Annotated in this window: 15 protein-coding genes and 1 pseudogene; 9 read left to right on the forward strand and 7 right to left on the reverse strand. The window is 63.8% G+C overall.

Annotation, left to right across the window (positions count from 1 at the left end; all coding sequences use genetic code 11):
• Positions 1-12: 12 nt before the first annotated feature.
• Both OKW38_RS36905 and OKW38_RS36910 read right to left on the reverse strand, forming a co-directional pair.
• Positions 13-969 carry a LysR family transcriptional regulator gene (locus OKW38_RS36905; protein WP_429365344.1) on the reverse strand — a complete coding sequence of 319 codons (957 nt, stop codon included), beginning with the start codon at positions 967-969 and terminating at the stop codon, positions 13-15.
• A gap of 741 nt (positions 970-1,710) precedes the next feature.
• The gene (locus OKW38_RS36910; protein ID WP_429333992.1) at positions 1,711-2,763 is read right to left on the reverse strand and encodes an NAD(P)-dependent alcohol dehydrogenase; all 1,053 of its coding nucleotides are present in this window, start codon (positions 2,761-2,763) and stop codon (positions 1,711-1,713) included.
• A 337-nt stretch (positions 2,764-3,100) separates the two neighbouring features.
• Here OKW38_RS36910 and OKW38_RS36915 point away from each other — a divergent pair, with 337 nt between their 5' ends.
• The gene (locus tag OKW38_RS36915; RefSeq protein WP_429333991.1) at positions 3,101-4,069 is read left to right on the forward strand and encodes an AraC family transcriptional regulator; all 969 of its coding nucleotides are present in this window, start codon (positions 3,101-3,103) and stop codon (positions 4,067-4,069) included.
• Here the strand turns inward: OKW38_RS36915 and OKW38_RS36920 are convergent.
• Genes OKW38_RS36920 through OKW38_RS36930 form a run of 3 tightly spaced genes read right to left on the reverse strand, consistent with a single transcriptional unit; the run spans position 4,066 to position 6,204 of the window.
• Positions 4,066-4,872 carry a molybdopterin-dependent oxidoreductase gene (locus OKW38_RS36920; RefSeq protein WP_184049935.1) on the reverse strand — a complete coding sequence of 269 codons (807 nt, stop codon included), beginning with the start codon at positions 4,870-4,872 and terminating at the stop codon, positions 4,066-4,068. The genes OKW38_RS36915 and OKW38_RS36920 overlap by 4 nt on opposite strands.
• Complete coding sequence (locus OKW38_RS36925) at positions 4,869-5,519, reverse strand: cytochrome b/b6 domain-containing protein (RefSeq protein WP_429365345.1); 651 nt, start codon at positions 5,517-5,519, stop codon at positions 4,869-4,871. The genes OKW38_RS36920 and OKW38_RS36925 overlap by 4 nt, the downstream gene beginning before the upstream one ends.
• Positions 5,520-5,562: 43 nt before the next feature.
• Positions 5,563-6,204: a hypothetical protein gene (locus OKW38_RS36930; RefSeq protein WP_090806023.1), complete on the reverse strand. Its 642-nt coding sequence runs from the start codon at positions 6,202-6,204 to the stop codon at positions 5,563-5,565.
• Positions 6,205-6,435: 231 nt separating this feature from the next.
• On the opposite strand from OKW38_RS36930, the gene OKW38_RS36935 reads away from it, so the two are divergent.
• From OKW38_RS36935 to OKW38_RS36945, 3 genes are all read left to right on the forward strand, one after another.
• Positions 6,436-7,107, forward strand: coding sequence for a heavy metal response regulator transcription factor (locus tag OKW38_RS36935; RefSeq protein WP_090806021.1), 672 nt, complete (start codon positions 6,436-6,438; stop codon positions 7,105-7,107).
• Positions 7,104-8,504, forward strand: coding sequence for a heavy metal sensor histidine kinase (locus tag OKW38_RS36940; RefSeq protein WP_429365346.1), 1,401 nt, complete (start codon positions 7,104-7,106; stop codon positions 8,502-8,504). The genes OKW38_RS36935 and OKW38_RS36940 overlap by 4 nt, the downstream gene beginning before the upstream one ends.
• A gap of 104 nt (positions 8,505-8,608) precedes the next feature.
• A complete protein-coding gene (locus OKW38_RS36945; RefSeq protein WP_090806017.1) occupies positions 8,609-8,911 on the forward strand; it encodes a putative quinol monooxygenase in 303 nt (100 codons plus the stop codon).
• A gap of 46 nt (positions 8,912-8,957) precedes the next feature.
• On the opposite strand, the pseudogene OKW38_RS36950 reads toward OKW38_RS36945, so the two are convergent.
• Both OKW38_RS36950 and OKW38_RS36955 read right to left on the reverse strand, forming a co-directional pair.
• A pseudogene (locus tag OKW38_RS36950) lies at positions 8,958-9,907 on the reverse strand (diguanylate cyclase domain-containing protein); the annotation flags it as partial.
• A 171-nt stretch (positions 9,908-10,078) separates the two neighbouring features.
• On the reverse strand, positions 10,079-10,837 hold the full coding sequence (locus tag OKW38_RS36955; protein WP_429365347.1) for a GntR family transcriptional regulator: 759 nt from the start codon (positions 10,835-10,837) through the stop codon (positions 10,079-10,081).
• 269 nt (positions 10,838-11,106) lie between these two features.
• Between OKW38_RS36955 and OKW38_RS36960 the strand changes: the two genes are divergently transcribed.
• From OKW38_RS36960 to OKW38_RS36980, 5 genes are all read left to right on the forward strand, one after another.
• On the forward strand, positions 11,107-11,448 hold the full coding sequence (locus OKW38_RS36960; RefSeq protein ID WP_187610244.1) for a UxaA family hydrolase: 342 nt from the start codon (positions 11,107-11,109) through the stop codon (positions 11,446-11,448).
• Between the two features lie 20 nt (positions 11,449-11,468).
• The gene (locus OKW38_RS36965; protein ID WP_425199366.1) at positions 11,469-11,744 is read left to right on the forward strand and encodes an Ldh family oxidoreductase; all 276 of its coding nucleotides are present in this window, start codon (positions 11,469-11,471) and stop codon (positions 11,742-11,744) included.
• Positions 11,745-11,964: 220 nt separating this feature from the next.
• Positions 11,965-14,916, forward strand: coding sequence for a molybdopterin-dependent oxidoreductase (locus tag OKW38_RS36970; protein ID WP_429365348.1), 2,952 nt, complete (start codon positions 11,965-11,967; stop codon positions 14,914-14,916).
• A 21-nt stretch (positions 14,917-14,937) separates the two neighbouring features.
• Positions 14,938-15,708, forward strand: a complete 771-nt coding sequence (locus OKW38_RS36975) for a 4Fe-4S dicluster domain-containing protein (protein WP_184049921.1) — start codon at positions 14,938-14,940, stop codon at positions 15,706-15,708.
• 19 nt (positions 15,709-15,727) lie between these two features.
• Positions 15,728-16,681, forward strand: a complete 954-nt coding sequence (locus tag OKW38_RS36980) for a dimethyl sulfoxide reductase anchor subunit family protein (protein ID WP_429365349.1) — start codon at positions 15,728-15,730, stop codon at positions 16,679-16,681.
• Positions 16,682-16,702: the final 21 nt, after the last annotated feature.

The raw sequence follows: 16,702 nt of genomic DNA on the forward strand, positions 1-16,702 counted from the left end.
CCCGCACCCGCTTCACGCGGGATGCAGGCCGCGCAGCAACTGACGCACGCGCGACAGATCCTGCTCGACGTGCCCGGCTTTCTCGAACAGCTCCGCGAGCCAATCGACGAACGCGCGCACGCGCGGCGACACGCGGCGGTTCTTCACATACGCGACCGAGACCGGCATCGGCACGGGTTTCCATTGCGGCAGCACTTCATGCAGCAAGCCCGAATCGAGGTAAGGCTGCGCGGCGATGCGCGCGGGCTGGATCATGCCGAGGCCTTGCAGTCCGCAGGTCAGGTACGCCTGTTCGTCGCTGACTTGTACGAAGCCGTTGAGCTTGACCTTGCGCGCTTCGCCGCCCACTTCGAAATCGAAGTCGCATTCGCGGCCGCTATGCGGCGACACGCAGTTGACCGCGACGTGCGCGCGCAGATCGTCGAGATCGGCGGGCGTGCCGTGGCGGGCCAGGTAGGCCGGACTCGCGCAGGTGACCTGATCGAGCGTGCCGAGTTGCCGCGCGACGAGATTGGAATCGGGCAATTCACCGAGCTGGATGCTGCAGTCGATTGCTTCGGAGACCAGATCGACGGTGCGGTTGCTGACGCCGATCGCGAGGTCGAGGTTCGGGTAACGGGTGTGGAACTCGTCTAGCGACGGCAGCACGATTGCACTCGCTACCGCGCTGGGCATTTCGATGCGGAGGCGGCCGGTCAGGTTGTCGGTCGAATTACGGAGGCTGGCTTCCATTTCGTCGATGTCGGCCAGGATTTGCGCGCAGCGTTCGTAGTAGGCGGCGCCCTCCGGCGTGATGCTCAGGCGGCGCGTCGTGCGGACTAACAGCGCTGTGCCTAGCAGGGCTTCCAGGTTCTGGACGATCGTCGTCGCCGTTGCGCGCGGAATGTTTAATGACTCCGCTGCGCGGGTGAAGCTGTTGGTGTCCACAATTCGGATGAATGTGCGCATTGCAGTTATTCTGTCGATCACTGGGATGCTCCAAATGGTTTTTGTCTTTTTTGCCTGCGGCGGATTTGTCTTTGTTCTTGTGGTGTTGGCCTTTCCTTGCTGACTTATCGGTCTATTAGCGTTGCCCCTGTGCGGGGCGGCACCTACTTTCTTTGCTGCTGCAAAGAAAGTAGGCAAAGAAGACAGCTCAAACCGCTAATTCTTAAGCGGGCACCGTGCTCCACGAATGGCAGTGGTGCATCTGGAATCCGTGCCCCCGCACATTCCACGGCAGTGACAAAGCCGTCATCCATCCCACTCCGCACTACGTGCGTCGCGGACGCGTATGCAAGGGAAACCAGGCTGTTTTTTTATGTTAGTGGGACCATCGGCTGCGCCTCGGCGACGCGCCGAAACGACCAATGGTTTGAGAACAGCGCTTCGGCGCGCGCAGCGCCGCCGGAAGAATGATGGCCTTGTCACTAACGCGGAGTGTGCGGGAACACAGATTCCAGATGCACCACTACCCGCGGTGGACAAAGGGACCCGCTTAAGAGTTAGCGGTTTGAGCTGTCTTCTTTGCCTACTTTCTTTGCAGCAGCAAAGAAAGTAGGTGCCGCCCCGCACAGGGGCAACGCCAATAGACCGACAAGAAATCAAGGAAAGGCCAACGCCCTAAGAACCCAGAAAAAAAGGGCGAAGGCAAAAAAAACACAACAACAAAACAGAACCCCGCGCCGCAGGCGCAAAAAAACCACCCGCTGCGCGACCAAAAAGTTGCTATTACTTCCGCATCGAATCCATATCAACCACAAACCGATACTTCACATCGCTCTTGAGCATGCGCTCATACGCTTCATTAATCTTCTGCATCGGAATCATTTCAATATCAGAAGTAATGCCATGCTCGCCACAGAAATCGAGCATCTCCTGCGTCTCGGCAATACCGCCAATCAGCGAACCAGCAAGGCGCCGCCGCTTGAAGATCAGATTGAACACCTGCGGCGACGGATGATCGTGCTCCGGAGCGCCCACCAACGTCATCGTCGCGTCACGCTTGAGCAGATTCAAAAACGGATTCAGATCATGCTGCGCAGCCACCGTATTGAGAATGAAATCGAAGCTATTCACATGCGCTTCCATCTCCTGCGGATTCTTCGAAATCACGACTTCATGCGCGCCAAGCCGCTTCGCATCCTCGATCTTCGACGGCGAAGTCGTAAACAGCACGACATGCGCGCCCATCGCCCGAGCGAGCTTCACACCCATATGGCCGAGTCCACCGAGGCCGACAATCCCGACTTTCTTGCCCGGGCCCACGCCCCACGTGCGTAGCGGCGAATACGTGGTGATGCCCGCGCACAGCAGCGGCGCGACACCCGCGGCGTCGAGATTCCGCGGCACGCGCAGCGTAAAAGCCTCATCGACGACCAGTTGCGTCGAATAGCCACCGTAAGTGACCTGTCCGTCGACGCGATCGACACCGTTATACGTGCCCACCCAACCGTTCTCGCAATACTGCTCGAGACCTTCCGCGCAGCTTGAACAGGTGCGGCACGAATCGACCAGACAGCCGACCGCGACCAGTTCACCGACCTTGTACTTCGTCACGTTCGGACCAACCGCGGTCACACGGCCTACGATCTCGTGGCCCGGCACGACCGGGTAGATCGTGTTCTTCCATTCGTTGCGCGCCTGATGCAGGTCGGAATGGCACACGCCGCAGTAAAGCACTTCCATCTGCACGTCGTGGGCGCGGGGTGCGCGGCGCTGGATTTCAAATGGGGCGAGCGGCGCGGTCGCGTCGGTCGCTGCATAGGCATACGTCGTGCTCATGGATGGCTCCAGCAAAGAGGGTGATGGCGCAACATGCGAGGCGCCGACGATGCGCAACACTGGGTTGCGGATGCGGCGGGCCGCAGCATGAACCGGGATCGGGGCGCGAGCGTTGGGGGCCGCCATTGGCAAGCTGTCGGCGCATGGCGGTCGATGACCGCGCATGCTGCGCGCGTCGAAAAAGGCGATCCGGCAGGGTTCCCATCTTAGGGACCCGGCGCTGCCCGGGGAATACCTGATCGTCTTGAAGGTTTGCCTAAAACTCTGGAGGGGCAGCGCGACAGGCTGTTTGATGCTAAATTTCAAGCATTATTCTCTTGGCCGTCGCCATATCGTCATGTCCACTCAAGCTGTCGGTTCCATTCCGGAAGACCCCGCGCAACGCCGCTTGCTCGAACTGTTCAACCAGCTCGCGCCGAATGCCGGCATGACGCGCTCGAGCCTCGAAGGCGTCAGCCTGCTGCGCGCGAATCGTCCGATGCCTCGCATGCCGGTCATGTACGAGCCGAGCATCGTGATCGTCTGTCAGGGGCGCAAGCGCGGCTATCTCGGCGATCAGGTGTTCCAGTACGACGCACAGCAGTACCTGGTGCTGTCGGTGCCGTTGCCGTTCGAATGCGAGACCGAGGCAAGCGAACAGGAGCCGTTTCTCGGCATGTCGGTGCGCGTCGATCTGACGATGGTCGCCGAACTGCTGATGGCGCTCAACGAAACCCAGGGCCTCGCGCAATACGAACCGGCCGGCATGTATTCGACGCCGCTCGATGCCGCACTGAGCAGCGCGGTGCAGCGTCTGCTGGAGGCGCTCGCGTCGCCGCTCGACGCGCAAATCCTGGCGCCTGGCATCGTCCGGGAAATCTGTTATCGCGTGTTGACCGGCGAGCAGGGCGGCGCGATTCGCGCGGCGCTCACGCATCAGAATCACTTTGGCCGCATCGCAAAGGCGCTGCGGCGCATTCATGCGGACTACCACGCGTCGCTCGACGTCGATACGCTCGCGGCCGAGGCCGGCATGAGCCTCGCGGTGTTTCATGCGCAATTCAAGGCGGTCACCGCGACCTCGCCGATGCAGTACGTGAAGACCACGCGTCTGCATCACGCGCGTCTGTTGATGGTGCAGGATGGCTTGAATGCGGGCGCGGCCGCCGTGCGGGTCGGTTACGAAAGCGCGTCGCAGTTCAGCCGCGAGTTCAAGCGGCTGTTCGGCCTGAGTCCCGTCGACGAGGTCAAGCGCATGCGCGTCGCTCACGATGCGCCGCCGCCGCGCGCGCACAAGCCGGTGCCGCGTTATGTGACCGCGGTCTAAAGCCCGCTGAACCAGTTGTAGCCCTGATCTTCCCAGTAGCCGCCCGGGTTCGTGTTGGTCACGAAGATCGCGGCGATGTGCTTCGGGTTCTTGAAGCCGAGCTTGGTCGGCACGCGCAGCTTCAGCGGATAGCCGTATCTGGCCGGCAGCGGCGCGTTGCGGAAATCGAGCGTCAATTGCGTTTGCGGATGCAGCGCGGTCGCCATGTCGAGGCTCGAGTAATAGCGGTCCGCGCATTTGAAACCGACGTAGCGCGCGCTCAGATCGGCACCGATCAGCTCGAGAAACGTGCGAAACGGCACGCCGCTCCATTGTCCGATCGCGCTCCATCCTTCGATGCACACGTGACGCGTGATCTGCGAGACCTGCGGCAACCTGCGCAGCTGCTCGAGACTCCAGCCGCGTTTATCCGCGACGAGCCCCGATACTTCGAGCCGATAGGTCGAGCCGTCGATATCGGGCGCGTCGAACTCGGGATAGAACGCGTTGAACGGAAACGGATCGGTGATATCGCGTGCCGAATAGGTCGGCGCGAGTTTGTTGCGATTGAACAGCCACGCCTGCACGCGGTCGTTCCAGCGAGACATCGCCCATAGCACCTTGTCGACGGAATCGTTGTCCTGCAGGTTGCAGCCGGACAGCATCGCGAGCGCGCCGATCGATAGCGAGGAGCGCAGAAACAAGCGCCGTTGCAACTGCTCGATCCGCGGCCGGTGCTCGGCAAGCACGATGCGTGAGCGGCGCGCGTCTTCTGTATTGGCGTGCGTATCGTTCGCCGTGTCGGTTCGTTGCGGGGCGCTCATGCGCGAGTCCTCTCGGAGGCTTGATCGATGCGCTGCGCATTGCGCCGGGCGCGTCCGGTGACCATCGGCGGCAACGTGCGCGGCACCAGCAGCACCAGCAGCAGATGCACGACGACAAAGCCGACCACGCCGGCCATCGCGACGAAATGCACGCGGCGCGCAAAATCGAAGCCGCCGAACAGCGCGGTTAGCCACGACAATTGCACCGGCTTCCAGATCGACAGTCCCGATGCGACCAGCAGCACGCCGAGCAGCAGTACCAGCAGATACAACGCGCGCTGCACGGCGTTGTACTTGCCGGTTTCGTGCGGCAGTCTGAGGCGCAACGCCAGCGCCGCGTCGCGCGCCAGCTCGCGGGCACGCACCGGCAGCAGCTTGCGACGCAAATGGCCGCTCGCGACGCCATACGCGAGATACAGCAGGCCGTTCGCGCACAGCAGCCACATCGCCGCGAAGTGCCATGCGATCGAGCCGCCGAGCCATCCGCCGACCGTCGCCCACACGGGGAACCGGAACGGAAAGATCGGCGACGCGTTATAAATCGCCCAGCCGCTCATCACCATGCAGACCATCGCGAACGCATTGATCCAGTGCGTCACGCGAACGACGAGGGGATGAACGACCAGAAATGCTTGCGAGTCGGGCATAGTCTTCAAAGACGAGGGGGAGGAAGACGAACGACGCGCCGCTTTACATCGGCGGCGTCACGCCATGCTCGCCGGCCGAAATGAAATTCGCCGCCATCGCGCCGTCCGCTTCCTTGTGCGCGAACAGCACGACCTTCGTGCCGGGCGTGAGCAACGCGCGGTTGCCCGGCTCCAGACTGACGATGGGCACGTCCTGCGGAATCACGATCTTCTTCTCGCCATCCTTGTACTTGATGGTAATCGTGCGGCCGTTGCTGACCACGAGCGAGCCGACCGTGCCGTTCGTCATCGTGCTGTTCGCGCCGAGATCCCACGGCCGATGACCTTCGCCCGAACCGCGCATGCTCGGCGGGAATACATGCACTTCGAGCGCCTTCAACGTGCCGTCGGGCTGCGGAATCGCGGCGGTGCCGACGTAGCTGTCCGGCTTGATGTCGCTGACGTTGGCGAGCGTGACGCCGCGAATCGGCGTGTCGGCGGCCAGCTTCACGTCGACGTCCTGACCATTGCGCGTGTGGACTTTGAGCAGATCGCCCGACAGCGACGTCACCGTGCCGCGCACGCCGGTCGGCGCGGCGGTCTGGGCCGAAGCCGCGAATGTCGTCGCGAGCAGCACGGCGGCGAGTGCGGGGACGGCGAGGGCGCGCAGCGTTCGTGCGCGGGCGATCTTCATGCGGGTCTTCATGAGGCAACTCCAGGAAGGGATGCAGCGTGGTGGACGGTGCGTTCAGACTAGCCGTCGCATCGGCTCATCAGAGTGACGGGAGGATGACAAAAACGTCATCAAGGGTCGATGGCGGCCACGTAGAATGGCCGCCGGGAGCGCTGCGGTTGTTCTCGAGCGCTGTCATCAGGCTTTTTGCGCGTGCGAGCGCGGCCTTTACGGTCGCATCGCGCGAGAGGAGCAGCGGGCATCATGAGCATTCTGGTCATCGAAGACGATCCGAAAACCGGCGACTATCTGAAGAAGGGCCTGCGCGAGCATGGCTACGCGGTCGACCTCGCGCGCACCGGCACGGACGGCCTGCATCTGGCGCTCGAGCATGAATACGAACTGGTCGTTCTCGACGTGATGCTGCCCGGCATCGACGGATGGGAAATCATGCGGGCGTTGCGTGCGCGGCGCGATCTGCGGGTGATTTTCCTGACCGCGCGCGATCAGGTCAGCGACCGCATTCGCGGTCTCGAACTCGGCGCCGACGACTACCTGGTCAAACCGTTTTCGTTTACCGAGCTGGTGCTGCGCGTTCGCACGCTGTTGCGCCGTGGCGTGATCCGCGAGAGCGACGTGTTCGAAGTCGCCGACCTCAAGCTCGACGTATTGCGCCGCCGGGTCACGCGCGAGGGCGTCGACATTGCGCTGACCAACAAGGAGTTCATGCTGCTGCATCTGCTGGTGCGCCGCGAGGGCGAAGCGCTGTCACGCTCGCAGATCGCGTCGGAAGTGTGGGACATGAACTTCGATAGCGACACCAACGTGGTCGACGTGGCGATCAAGCGCTTGCGCGCGAAGGTCGATCACCCGTTCGGGAAGAAGCTGATTCACACGGTGCGCAGCATCGGCTACACGTTCGGCGACGGCGCATGAAACTCTGGAGCGAACGCTCGCTGATCGCGCGCACCACGTTGCTGTTCGCGCTGATCGCCTGCGCGGTGATCGGCTCGCTCGGCGCGTATTTCTATCATTCCGCCGAAGTCTCGCTGCAACGCCGCGCCGACGTCGTGCTGAGCGGCCGTGTCGAGCATTTCAGCCGCATCGTGCACGACCTTTATTCGGTTAGCGAATTAAAAAAGCGTCCGCTGCTGTTCGAGACGATGCTCGGCGCGGAAGAGGACGTGCTGATCTTCCGGCGGCCGGGCGAAGCACCGTTCGTCGACGTGAATCCGGGCAGGCTCGCGGTGCCTGATCTACAGGTCGGCCCGGCGGGCAATCCGCCGGGTGCCGCCGACATGCGTCAGACGAGCCTGCCCGACGGCGTGCCGGTGCATTGGGCGTTTGCGACCGCGACAGCGCGCGAGGATGGCGCCGAAGTCGAGGTGATCGCAGGCCATCCGATGACGCACGAAATGCGCATGCTGGACGAATACCGCAACCGCATCGTGCTGGCGACGCTGAGCGGCATGCTGGCCGCGACGCTGCTCGCTTACGGCGTGCTGCGCCGCGCGCTGCGACCGGTTCGCGAGATCGCCACGCGGGCCGCGCAAATCAGTCCGACGAACCTGGCGGTCCGGCTCGACGACGAAGCGGCGCCGGTGGAACTGCGTCAACTTACGCACGCGTTCAACGCGATGCTCGATCGTCTCGCCGACGGCTATCAACGCCTGCAGCAGTTTTCCGCCGATCTCGCGCACGAGATTCGCACGCCGGTCGGCGCGCTGGTCGGCCAAACCCAGGTGGCGCTCGCGCAGCCGCGCGAACCCGACGAATATCAGCACCTGCTCGAATCGAATCTCGAGGAGTTGAATCGCCTGAGCCATATCGCGGAGAACATCCTGTTTCTCGCGCATGCGGATCATGCGGCGTTGTCGATCGAGCGGCAGCCGGTCGATCTGCGTGGCGAGCTCATCAGGATCGCCGACTATTTCGAAGGCCTGGCCGACGAACGCGGGATGCGTTTCGAAGTCGACGCGGCGGGCGTCGCGTCTGCCAATCCGATGCTGTGCCGCCGCGCCATCAACAATCTGGTCGTCAACGCGGTGCGTTACGGCGCGGGCGACACGATCGTGCGCCTGCGCGGCGCGCAGGACGAAGCAGGCGCGCTGGTGACGGTCGAAAACGAGGGCGAGCCGATTCCCGCCATGCAACTCGACCGGCTGTTCGACCGCTTCTATCGCGGCGACGCGGCACGCAGCGCGTTCACCGAATCGAACGGACTCGGGCTCGCGATCGTGAAGGCGATCATGCATCTGCATGGCGGCAGCGCGCGTGTGGTGTGTCCGCTGCCAGGCGTCGTGCGCTTCGAGTTGCGCTTTCCGGGCGCGTGACTTGCTAACGGGGTAAGTCCGGCGCCGCCTCAGCCGACGCCGCCTATACTTTTCAAAGCGCTTTGAAAGGACCGTTCGCTGCCGAACTCACCAGGAGTCGCATCATGGTCAAGCTCGCTTTGTATGTCCGTCTGGAAGCCAAGCCCGGTAAGGAAAAGGAAGTCGAGGCGTTTCTGCTCGGCGGCCTGCCGCTCGTCGAGCAGGAGCCGGCCACCGCCGCATGGTTCGGTCTGAAGCTCGGTCCGTCGACGTACGCCATTTTCGACGCGTTCGAAGACGAAGCCGGCCGCGACGCGCATCTGAACGGCAAGGTCGCGGCCGCGTTGATGGAGAAGGCGGGCGAGCTGTTCGCGTCGCCGCCGAGCATCGTCAAGCTGGATGTGCTCGCGGCCAAGCTGCCGGGCTGAGGTTGAGCGTTGCGTTGGCGTGGTGAACGCCTGACGCCGGCGAGCGTTACTTCGCCGCCGCGTCCGCCCCCGGCTGCGCCCCGTAGTGCGCGCGCTTTTCCTCGTACATCAGCAGGTCGGCGTGCTGCACGCCCGCTTCCAGCCGATCGCCGCGCTGGCAGGTTGCCGCGCCCATCGAGAAGCTCAGCGGCGAGCCCGGATAGAACTGGTTGTTCATCTCGACGAGCAGACGGATCGCGTCGATCATCGCCGCGCCGCCGCGCTCGTCGGTATCGGGCATCAGGATCGCGAACTCGTCGCCGCCGATGCGGCCGCGTGGAACGGCGATTCCATCGCCTTCGCGAGCACTTCGCCGGCACGCCGCAGCAGCGCGTCGCCGGCCGCGTGACCGAGCTGATCGTTCACGCGCTTCAGGCCGTTCAGGTCGGCCATGATGATCGTCACGGGCCACGGTCCCTTGCGTTCGAGCCGGTTCAGCTCGTCGACGTAGAACGAGCGGTTGCGCAGCTTGGTCAACACGTCGTGCTTGCCGAGGAATTCGAGGTAGGCCTCGGCCGTCTTGCGCGCGGTGATGTCGGTCAGCGCGACGAGTACGAGGTCCCAGTCCTGTTCGTGGCCTGGCAGCACCGAGAATTGCAGGTGTACGTGCACCTCGTTGCCGTCGAGTGAATAGTTGAGCACCTCGCGCTGCTGGAACAGCTTGTTGTCCCATAGCTCGATCAACTGCTCGCGGAAATGCGGACGCATGTCGTCGCGGAACACCGAGGCGAGATTGCTCGTCAGCATGTCGAAATCGGCGGCCTCGAATTGCGTGAGCGTCTGGCGATTGACCTTGATCACGCGGATGCGATGAGCGCATTCGGCCACGCGGCGCGGGTCTTCGGCGAAATGGGCGCGCAGATCGGTCACGCCGGCGGCTCGCCACGCGTCGAACAATGCGCGCACGCCGCTGAAATCTTCGAGCCACAGCGACACGGGCGCGAGTTCGAACATCCCGGAGTCGTCGTTGATGGGCGCGGAGCCGCTCGTGAGGGTATCCAGCATGGGGTTCTTGGGGGCGGAAGTGCGGCTATTTTAGACAGGTTGGCGCCGGCCGAAAATGAAAGACGATTGGCCTGTCGTTTTTGCGCAGATGTGATATGAAGCGCAGGCGGCGACCGAGGTCCGCTATTTCTGATCGTCGCGCGCCGCGCGCGTGCCGATGTACTCGTACTCCTCGGTATTGAGCCGCGACATGCGCAGTTCGACCGCGCTGCGGTGATACGAGTACGCGATGCGCCGGATCTCGAGCAGCGGCGCGCCGACTTCGACGCCTAGTTGTGTGCTTTCGAGCTCATTGGCGAGCGCAACGCTCACATGCTCATCGGTCTCGACCACGTTGATGCCGAAACCGTCCTGATAGAAGTTGTACAGCGTGTTCGGCCGGTTGCGCAGCTTGCTTTCCGTCAAGCCGGGAAACAGCGCTTCGGGCACGGTGATATGTTCGATCAGCACGGTCTTGCCGTGCAGCGCGAGCCCGTTGACGAACTGCAGAACGCGCGCGCCAGTGTCGATGCCGAGCGCGGCGGCCGCCTCGCGCGAGGCACGCGCCTTCCTGAACCCGATCAGCGTGACGACCGGGTAGGCCTTGTCGCCGTCGCGCCGCACGATGCGAAAGAAGCGGAAGAAGTGCCGGTCGCGCTGATGCATCGCCACGAACGTGCCGAGCCCCTGATGACGGATCAGAATGTTCTCGGCGCACAGTTCGTCGATGGCTTTGCGCAGCGTGCCGATCGACACGCCGAAGCGTTCGGCGAGGCGCTTTTCCGAAGGAATGCATTCGCCGCCTTTCCATTCGCCGGCCGCGAGCGCCGCGAGAATCGCGCTCTTGACCTCCTTGTACCGTGTGCCTCCCACTGCGGGCGGATTGATCGCGAGCGTGCTCATGAAAACCTCTGGGATACGCGAGTCGTGCCGCTCGCCGGGGTTGAACCTGCCCTGATTCTAAACGACCAGGTCATCTAATCCATCTGGATGAATCGTATGTTGTCGGTGAATCGCGACAACGGCCCGGTTCTCTCCCAGTCGTCTAACACATATATATGACCTAGTTGATATTGGGTAAGTCGCCGCCTAATATCGATTCACCGCGGCGCACCTGGCTGCGCTGCCCCGGCGGCACCCTCACCGCATTCAAACTACGAATGGAGACGCTCATGAGCAATCCCACGGCAGACATCAACGACACCGCAGCGGGTGCGTCGGCGCCGCGCAGAACGATCCACATCGTGCTGCACGAGGCGAAAGACACGGTCGGCGTGGCGGTGGTCGAGGGCATCAAGGCGGGCACGCTGCTCAACGCATGGATCATGGACGACGACGAAATCGTCACCGTGCCGGCGAAGCAGGACATTCCGATCGGTCACAAGATCGCGCTGAAGGACATGGCCGTTGGCGACACGGTGTTCAAGTACGGCGTCGACATCGGCAAGGTGGTCGCGCCGATCAAGGCCGGCGAGCACGCCCACGTGCACAACATCAAGACGAAGCGCTGGTAGGCAGAGCAGCGCCGCGCGCGCTGAGCGGCGCGAACTTCGGCTGCGAAGCGGGCTCGTTCCTGACCGAGGAGGGCGAGCGCTCGCGCATCGGCCACCTGTTCTGGGTGATCGACCCGGGCGCGCTGGCCGGCGACGACGCGTATCTGTCGCGTGTCGAGGCGCTGATCGAGATGATGCTGATGGATGACGACGTGCGTCTGCCCGGTTATCGCCGGGAGCAGCTTGCGCAGGCGGCATACGAGGAGGGCGTCGAAATTCCGGATGCGCTGATCGCGCAACTGGAGGGCCGCGCTTAAACGAGCGTCCCACCGCACCCAACCGATCTCACCCGACTGGACACGCCGTCGAAAAAAGCGCATAGCTGAAAGCGAAACCGAAACTATCGGTGCGCCAGATAGTTTTGCTCGCAAATCGCGATTTCCCTTGTGAGGCAGGTGCGAATACGATGGTCGGTATCGTATGAGCAGCGCGTATGACGCGCGCTTCGGCCCACCAGAAGCAACGACGGAGATGGCCATGGAGCACCACGCCCGCACGCAGAACGAACGGCTTGATGTCAAGACCACCACCTGCTACATGTGCGCGTGCCGCTGCGGCATCCGGGTGCATCTGCGCGACGGCGAGGTGCGCTATATCGACGGCAATCCGGAGCATCCGCTCAATCAGGGCGTCATCTGCGCGAAGGGTGCCTCCGGCATCATGAAGCAGTACTCGCCCGCGCGCCTTACGCAGCCTTTGATGCGCAAGGCCGGCGCGCAGCGCGGCAGCGCGCAGTTCGAGCCGGTCTCGTGGGACACCGCGTTCGACGTGCTCGAAAAGCGTCTCGCCGCGATTCGCTCGAGCGATCCGAAGAAGTTCGCGCTGTTCACGGGCCGCGACCAGATGCAGGCGCTGACCGGCCTGTTCGCCAAGCAGTTCGGTACGCCTAACTATGCGGCGCACGGCGGCTTTTGCTCGTCGAACATGGCGGCCGGCATGATCTATACGATCGGCGGTTCGTTCTGGGAATTCGGCGGACCGGATCTCGACAGCGCGAAGCTGTTCTTCATGATCGGCACCGCGGAAGATCATCATTCGAATCCGCTGAAGATCGCGATTGCGAAGTTCAAGCGCGCGGGTGGCCGCTTCATCGCGATCAATCCGATCCGCACCGGCTATGCGGCGATCGCGGACGAATGGGTGCCGATCAAGCCTGGCACCGACGGCGCGCTGTTCATGGCGTTCCTGCACGAACTGATCGCCGCCGACGCGTGGGATCACGAGTTCGTGCAGCGCTACACGAACGCGGCGGAGCTGATCGATCTCGACGAAGCGAGCGAAAACTTCGGTTTGTTCGTGCGCGATCCCGAACGGGCCGAAGGCAATCCGCTGTTTCCGCAGAATCATCTGTGGTGGGACCCGGCCACCCAGCGCGCGGTGCCGCATCATGCGAGCGGCGTGAGGCCCGCGCTCGACGGCCGTTACACGCTCGACAACGGCAAGCCGGTCACGCCGTCGTTTGCATTGCTGCGCGAGCGCGTCGCCGAGTGCACGCCCGAATGGGCGGCGGCGATCACCGGCATCGCGGCCGAGACGATCCGCCGGCTCGCGGGCGAGATGATCGAGACGGGCCGCCGGCACCGCATCACGCTGCCGATCCGCTGGACCGACGCGTGGGGCGAAACGCACGAGACGGTCACGGGCAACCCGGTCGCTTTTCATGCGATGCGCGGGCTCGCCGCGCATTCGAACGGCTTTCAGTCGATCCGCGCGCTCGCCGTGCTGATGTCGCTCCTGGGCACGATCGACCGGCCCGGCGGCTTTCGTCACAAGTCGCCGTTCCCGCGCGCGGTGCCGCCATCGGCGAAACCACCGAACGACCCCGCCGCGGTGAAGCCCAATACACCGCTTGCGACGGGCCCGCTAGGCTGGCCCGCCGCGCCCGAGGATCTGTTCATCGACGAGCACGGCGCCCCGGTGCGCATCGACCGGGCGTTCTCGTGGGAATATCCGCTCGCGGTGCACGGCGTCATGCACAGCGTGATCACCAACGCGTGGCGCGGCGATCCGTATCCCATCGACACGCTGATGATTTTCATGGCCAACATGGCGTGGAATTCGTCGATGAACACGATGAAGGTGCGCGAGATGCTCGCCGACAAACACGCCAACGGCGACTACAAGATTCCGTTTCTCGTCGTGTGCGACGCGTTCCAGTCGGAGATGACCGCGTTCGCCGATCTGATCCTGCCGGACACGACTTACCTCGAACGTTACGACGCGATGTCGATGCTCGACCGGCCGATCTCCGAGTTCGACGGCCCCGTCGATTCGGTGCGTGTACCGGTCGTGCCGCCGACCGGCGAATGCAAGCCGTTCCAGGAAGTGCTGATCGAACTGGCGTCGCGCCTGAGGTTTCCGGCGTTCACCAATGCGGATGGCGGCCGGCGCTTTCGCGACTATCCGGACTTCATCGTCAATCACACCACGTCGCCCGGTTCCGGGGTCGGCTTTCTGATCGGCTGGCGCGGCAAGGATGGCGACAAGGCGCTCGTCGGCGAGCCGAATCCGAATCAATGGGAGCAGTACGCGAAGAACAACTGCGTATTCCATTACCGCTTGCCCGAGACCTTGCAGTACATGCGCAACTGCAACGGACCGTATCTCGACTGGGCGGTCAAAAACGGTTTCCGCAAATTCAGCGAACCGATTCTGATCCAGCTTTACTCGGACGTGATGCAGAAGTTCAGGCTTGCCGCGCAAGGACGCACGAGCGGCCGGCAGCCGCCCGACCATCTGCGCGCGCGCGTCGACAGGTACTTCGATCCGCTGCCGTTCTGGTACGCACCGCTCGAAAGCGCGGCGACGGATCTCGCGCGATTCCCGCTCGCCGCGGTCACCCAGCGGCCGATGGCGATGTATCACTCGTGGGATTCGCAGAACGCGTGGCTGCGGCAGATTCATGGGGAAAACTACCTTTATGTGAATCCGAAAACGGCGAGCGCGAACGGCATCGCCGACGGCAGCTGGATCTACGTCGAATCGCAATGGGGCCGCGTGCGCTGTATGGCGCGCTACAGCGAGACCGTCGAACCGGGCACCGTATGGACGTGGAACGCGATCGGCAAAGCGGCGGGCGCATGGAATCTCGGTCCCGACGCGAACGAGTCGCAGCGCGGCTTCCTGCTCAATCACCTGATCACCGACGAGCTGCCGGGCTGCGACGAGGCACCCGCGCGCATGTCGAACTCCGATCCGGTGACGGGCCAGGCCGCCTGGTACGACGTGCGCGTGCGCATCTATCCGGCCGAAGCCGACGCGCGGCACACGCTGCCGCAGTTCGAGGCGATGCCCGAATTGCCCGGCGCGGTTGCACAGAAGAGTGTGGTGTCGCGCATCGTCCAGACCTATTTCGCGGGACGCGGAGAATTCGCGGCTCGCCTGCGCGGGACGTTGCGCCGCGCCGAACATAACGGCGACGACCGCTAAAGCCACGGCAAGGAGCTTGCAATGACCCAGATGGCGCTGGTGATCGATCTGAACGTATGCGTGGGATGCCAGGCGTGCGTGACGAGCTGCAAGGAGTGGAACACGTCAGGCGAATCGGGCAGCCTCGCCGATTTCAATCCGTACGACGCGGACCCGTCCGGCACGTTCTTCAACCGTGTGCAGAGTTTCGAAGCGGGCAGCTTCCCCGACACGGAGATGATCCATTTCCCGAAGTCGTGCCTGCATTGCGAGGACCCTCCGTGCGTGCCGGTGTGTCCCACGGGCGCGAGCTACAAGCGCAAGGAAGACGGTCTCGTGCTGGTCGATTTCGATCGCTGCATCGGCTGCAAGTATTGCGCCTGGGCGTGCCCGTACGGCGCGCGCGAACTCGACGAAGCGCGCAAGGAGATGACCAAGTGCACGCTGTGCGTCGATCGCATTCATGACGAGCATCTGTCCGAGCGCGATCGCAAGCCGGCCTGCGTGCTCGCATGTCCGACATCCGCGCGGCTGTTCGGCGATATACACGATCCGGAGTCGGTGGTGTCGCAAGCGATCCGCGAGCGCGGCGGCTATCAGTTGATGCCGGAGTGGGGCACGCGCCCCGCGAATCACTATTTGCCGCGCGTGCCGATCGCGTCCGCGAGTTGCGGCGGCGACGGGTGCTCGTGCAAATCGTCAGGAACGACCACCGGCGATGCCACGCACACGTCGGGCTCGCCCGACTCGCAGCTCGAGGGGCAGCTCGCGCATGGCGAAGTGCATCTCGCGTCGATCGCGAAGCGCATTTGAACGACAACGAGGCCACACGATGAATCCGGCTTTTTCCGTAGTCTTCCTGACCACGCTGAGCGGCGCGGCGCAGGGGCTGTTGATCGCGCTCGTCGGCGTCGAGAGTGCGGCGTGCCTGGGCGTCGTTGCGCAACCCGCCGCCACCGCGTTCTACGTGAGCGGCGCGGCGCTCGCGGTGCTGCTGGGCGGTCTTGGTCTGATCGCGTCGTTCTTCCATCTGGGCCATCCGGAACGCGCGTGGCGCGCGATCGCGATGTGGCGCACCTCGTGGCTGTCGCGCGAATGCCTGTGCCTGCCGGCGTTTCTGGCGTGCGCGTTCCTGTACGGCGTCGCGCACTGGCTCGGCTCGCCGTGGTCGCTCGCGCTCGGCTGGCTCGGCGTGCTCGCGAGCGCCGCGCTGTTCGTCTGCTCCGCGATGATCTATGCGTGCCTGCGCTTTCTGCAGGAGTGGGCGACGCCGCTGACGCTGGTGAACTTCGTGCTGCTCGGTTGCGCATCGGGCTTGACGCTCGCGACCGCACTGAGCGCATGGTTCGCGCCCGCGCTGACGGCGGGACTTGCGGTCTGCGCGTGCCTGCTGACGCTCGCCGGTTGCGCGAGCCGCTACGCGTCGCTCATGCGCAATGCGCGCTTGCGGCCGAAATCGACGGTGCAGAGCGCGACGGGCATCCGCAATCCGAAGCTCGTGCAGGTGTCACGCGGCTTCACCGCCGGTGCGTTCAATTTGCGCGAGTTCTTTCACGGCAAATCGGCGCGGACGTTGCGTGGCGTCAAATGGGGCTTTCTCGTGGGTGCGTTCGTCGTGCCGGTCGTGTTGATCGTGCTGGGCGCGGGGCTGAGTTCGCCCGGCGGGTCGTTCGGCTTGCTGGCCGCGGCTTGTCTCGTGCAGTATGCGGGGCTCGTGGCGGAGCGCTGGTTTTTCTTCGCGGAGGCGAAGCATCCGCAGAATCTTTACTACGCGAGGGTGGGGTGAGGCATAGCCTTCAACGAGCGC

It is taken from the genome of Paraburkholderia sp. MM5496-R1, from assembly GCF_050436205.1.
Taxonomy (GTDB): Bacteria; Pseudomonadota; Gammaproteobacteria; order Burkholderiales; family Burkholderiaceae; genus Paraburkholderia; species Paraburkholderia tuberum.

Bases quoted from the DNA above. Each gene is read 5' to 3' on its own strand.
- OKW38_RS36930 (WP_090806023.1), bottom strand. From the start codon at position 6,204: ATGAAGACCCGCATGAAGATCGCCCGCGCACGAACGCTGCGCGCCCTC.
- OKW38_RS36935 (WP_090806021.1), top strand. From the start codon at position 6,436: ATGAGCATTCTGGTCATCGAAGACGATCCGAAAACCGGCGACTATCTG.
- OKW38_RS36925 (WP_429365345.1), bottom strand. From the start codon at position 5,519: ATGCCCGACTCGCAAGCATTTCTGGTCGTTCATCCCCTCGTCGTTCGC.
- OKW38_RS36975 (WP_184049921.1), top strand. From the start codon at position 14,938: ATGACCCAGATGGCGCTGGTGATCGATCTGAACGTATGCGTGGGATGC.
- OKW38_RS36970 (WP_429365348.1), top strand. From the start codon at position 11,965: ATGGAGCACCACGCCCGCACGCAGAACGAACGGCTTGATGTCAAGACC.
- OKW38_RS36980 (WP_429365349.1), top strand. From the start codon at position 15,728: ATGAATCCGGCTTTTTCCGTAGTCTTCCTGACCACGCTGAGCGGCGCG.
- OKW38_RS36910 (WP_429333992.1), bottom strand. From the start codon at position 2,763: ATGAGCACGACGTATGCCTATGCAGCGACCGACGCGACCGCGCCGCTC.
- OKW38_RS36960 (WP_187610244.1), top strand. From the start codon at position 11,107: ATGAGCAATCCCACGGCAGACATCAACGACACCGCAGCGGGTGCGTCG.
- OKW38_RS36955 (WP_429365347.1), bottom strand. From the start codon at position 10,837: ATGAGCACGCTCGCGATCAATCCGCCCGCAGTGGGAGGCACACGGTAC.
- OKW38_RS36945 (WP_090806017.1), top strand. From the start codon at position 8,609: ATGGTCAAGCTCGCTTTGTATGTCCGTCTGGAAGCCAAGCCCGGTAAG.
- OKW38_RS36940 (WP_429365346.1), top strand. From the start codon at position 7,104: ATGAAACTCTGGAGCGAACGCTCGCTGATCGCGCGCACCACGTTGCTG.
- OKW38_RS36920 (WP_184049935.1), bottom strand. From the start codon at position 4,872: ATGAGCGCCCCGCAACGAACCGACACGGCGAACGATACGCACGCCAAT.
- OKW38_RS36915 (WP_429333991.1), top strand. From the start codon at position 3,101: ATGTCCACTCAAGCTGTCGGTTCCATTCCGGAAGACCCCGCGCAACGC.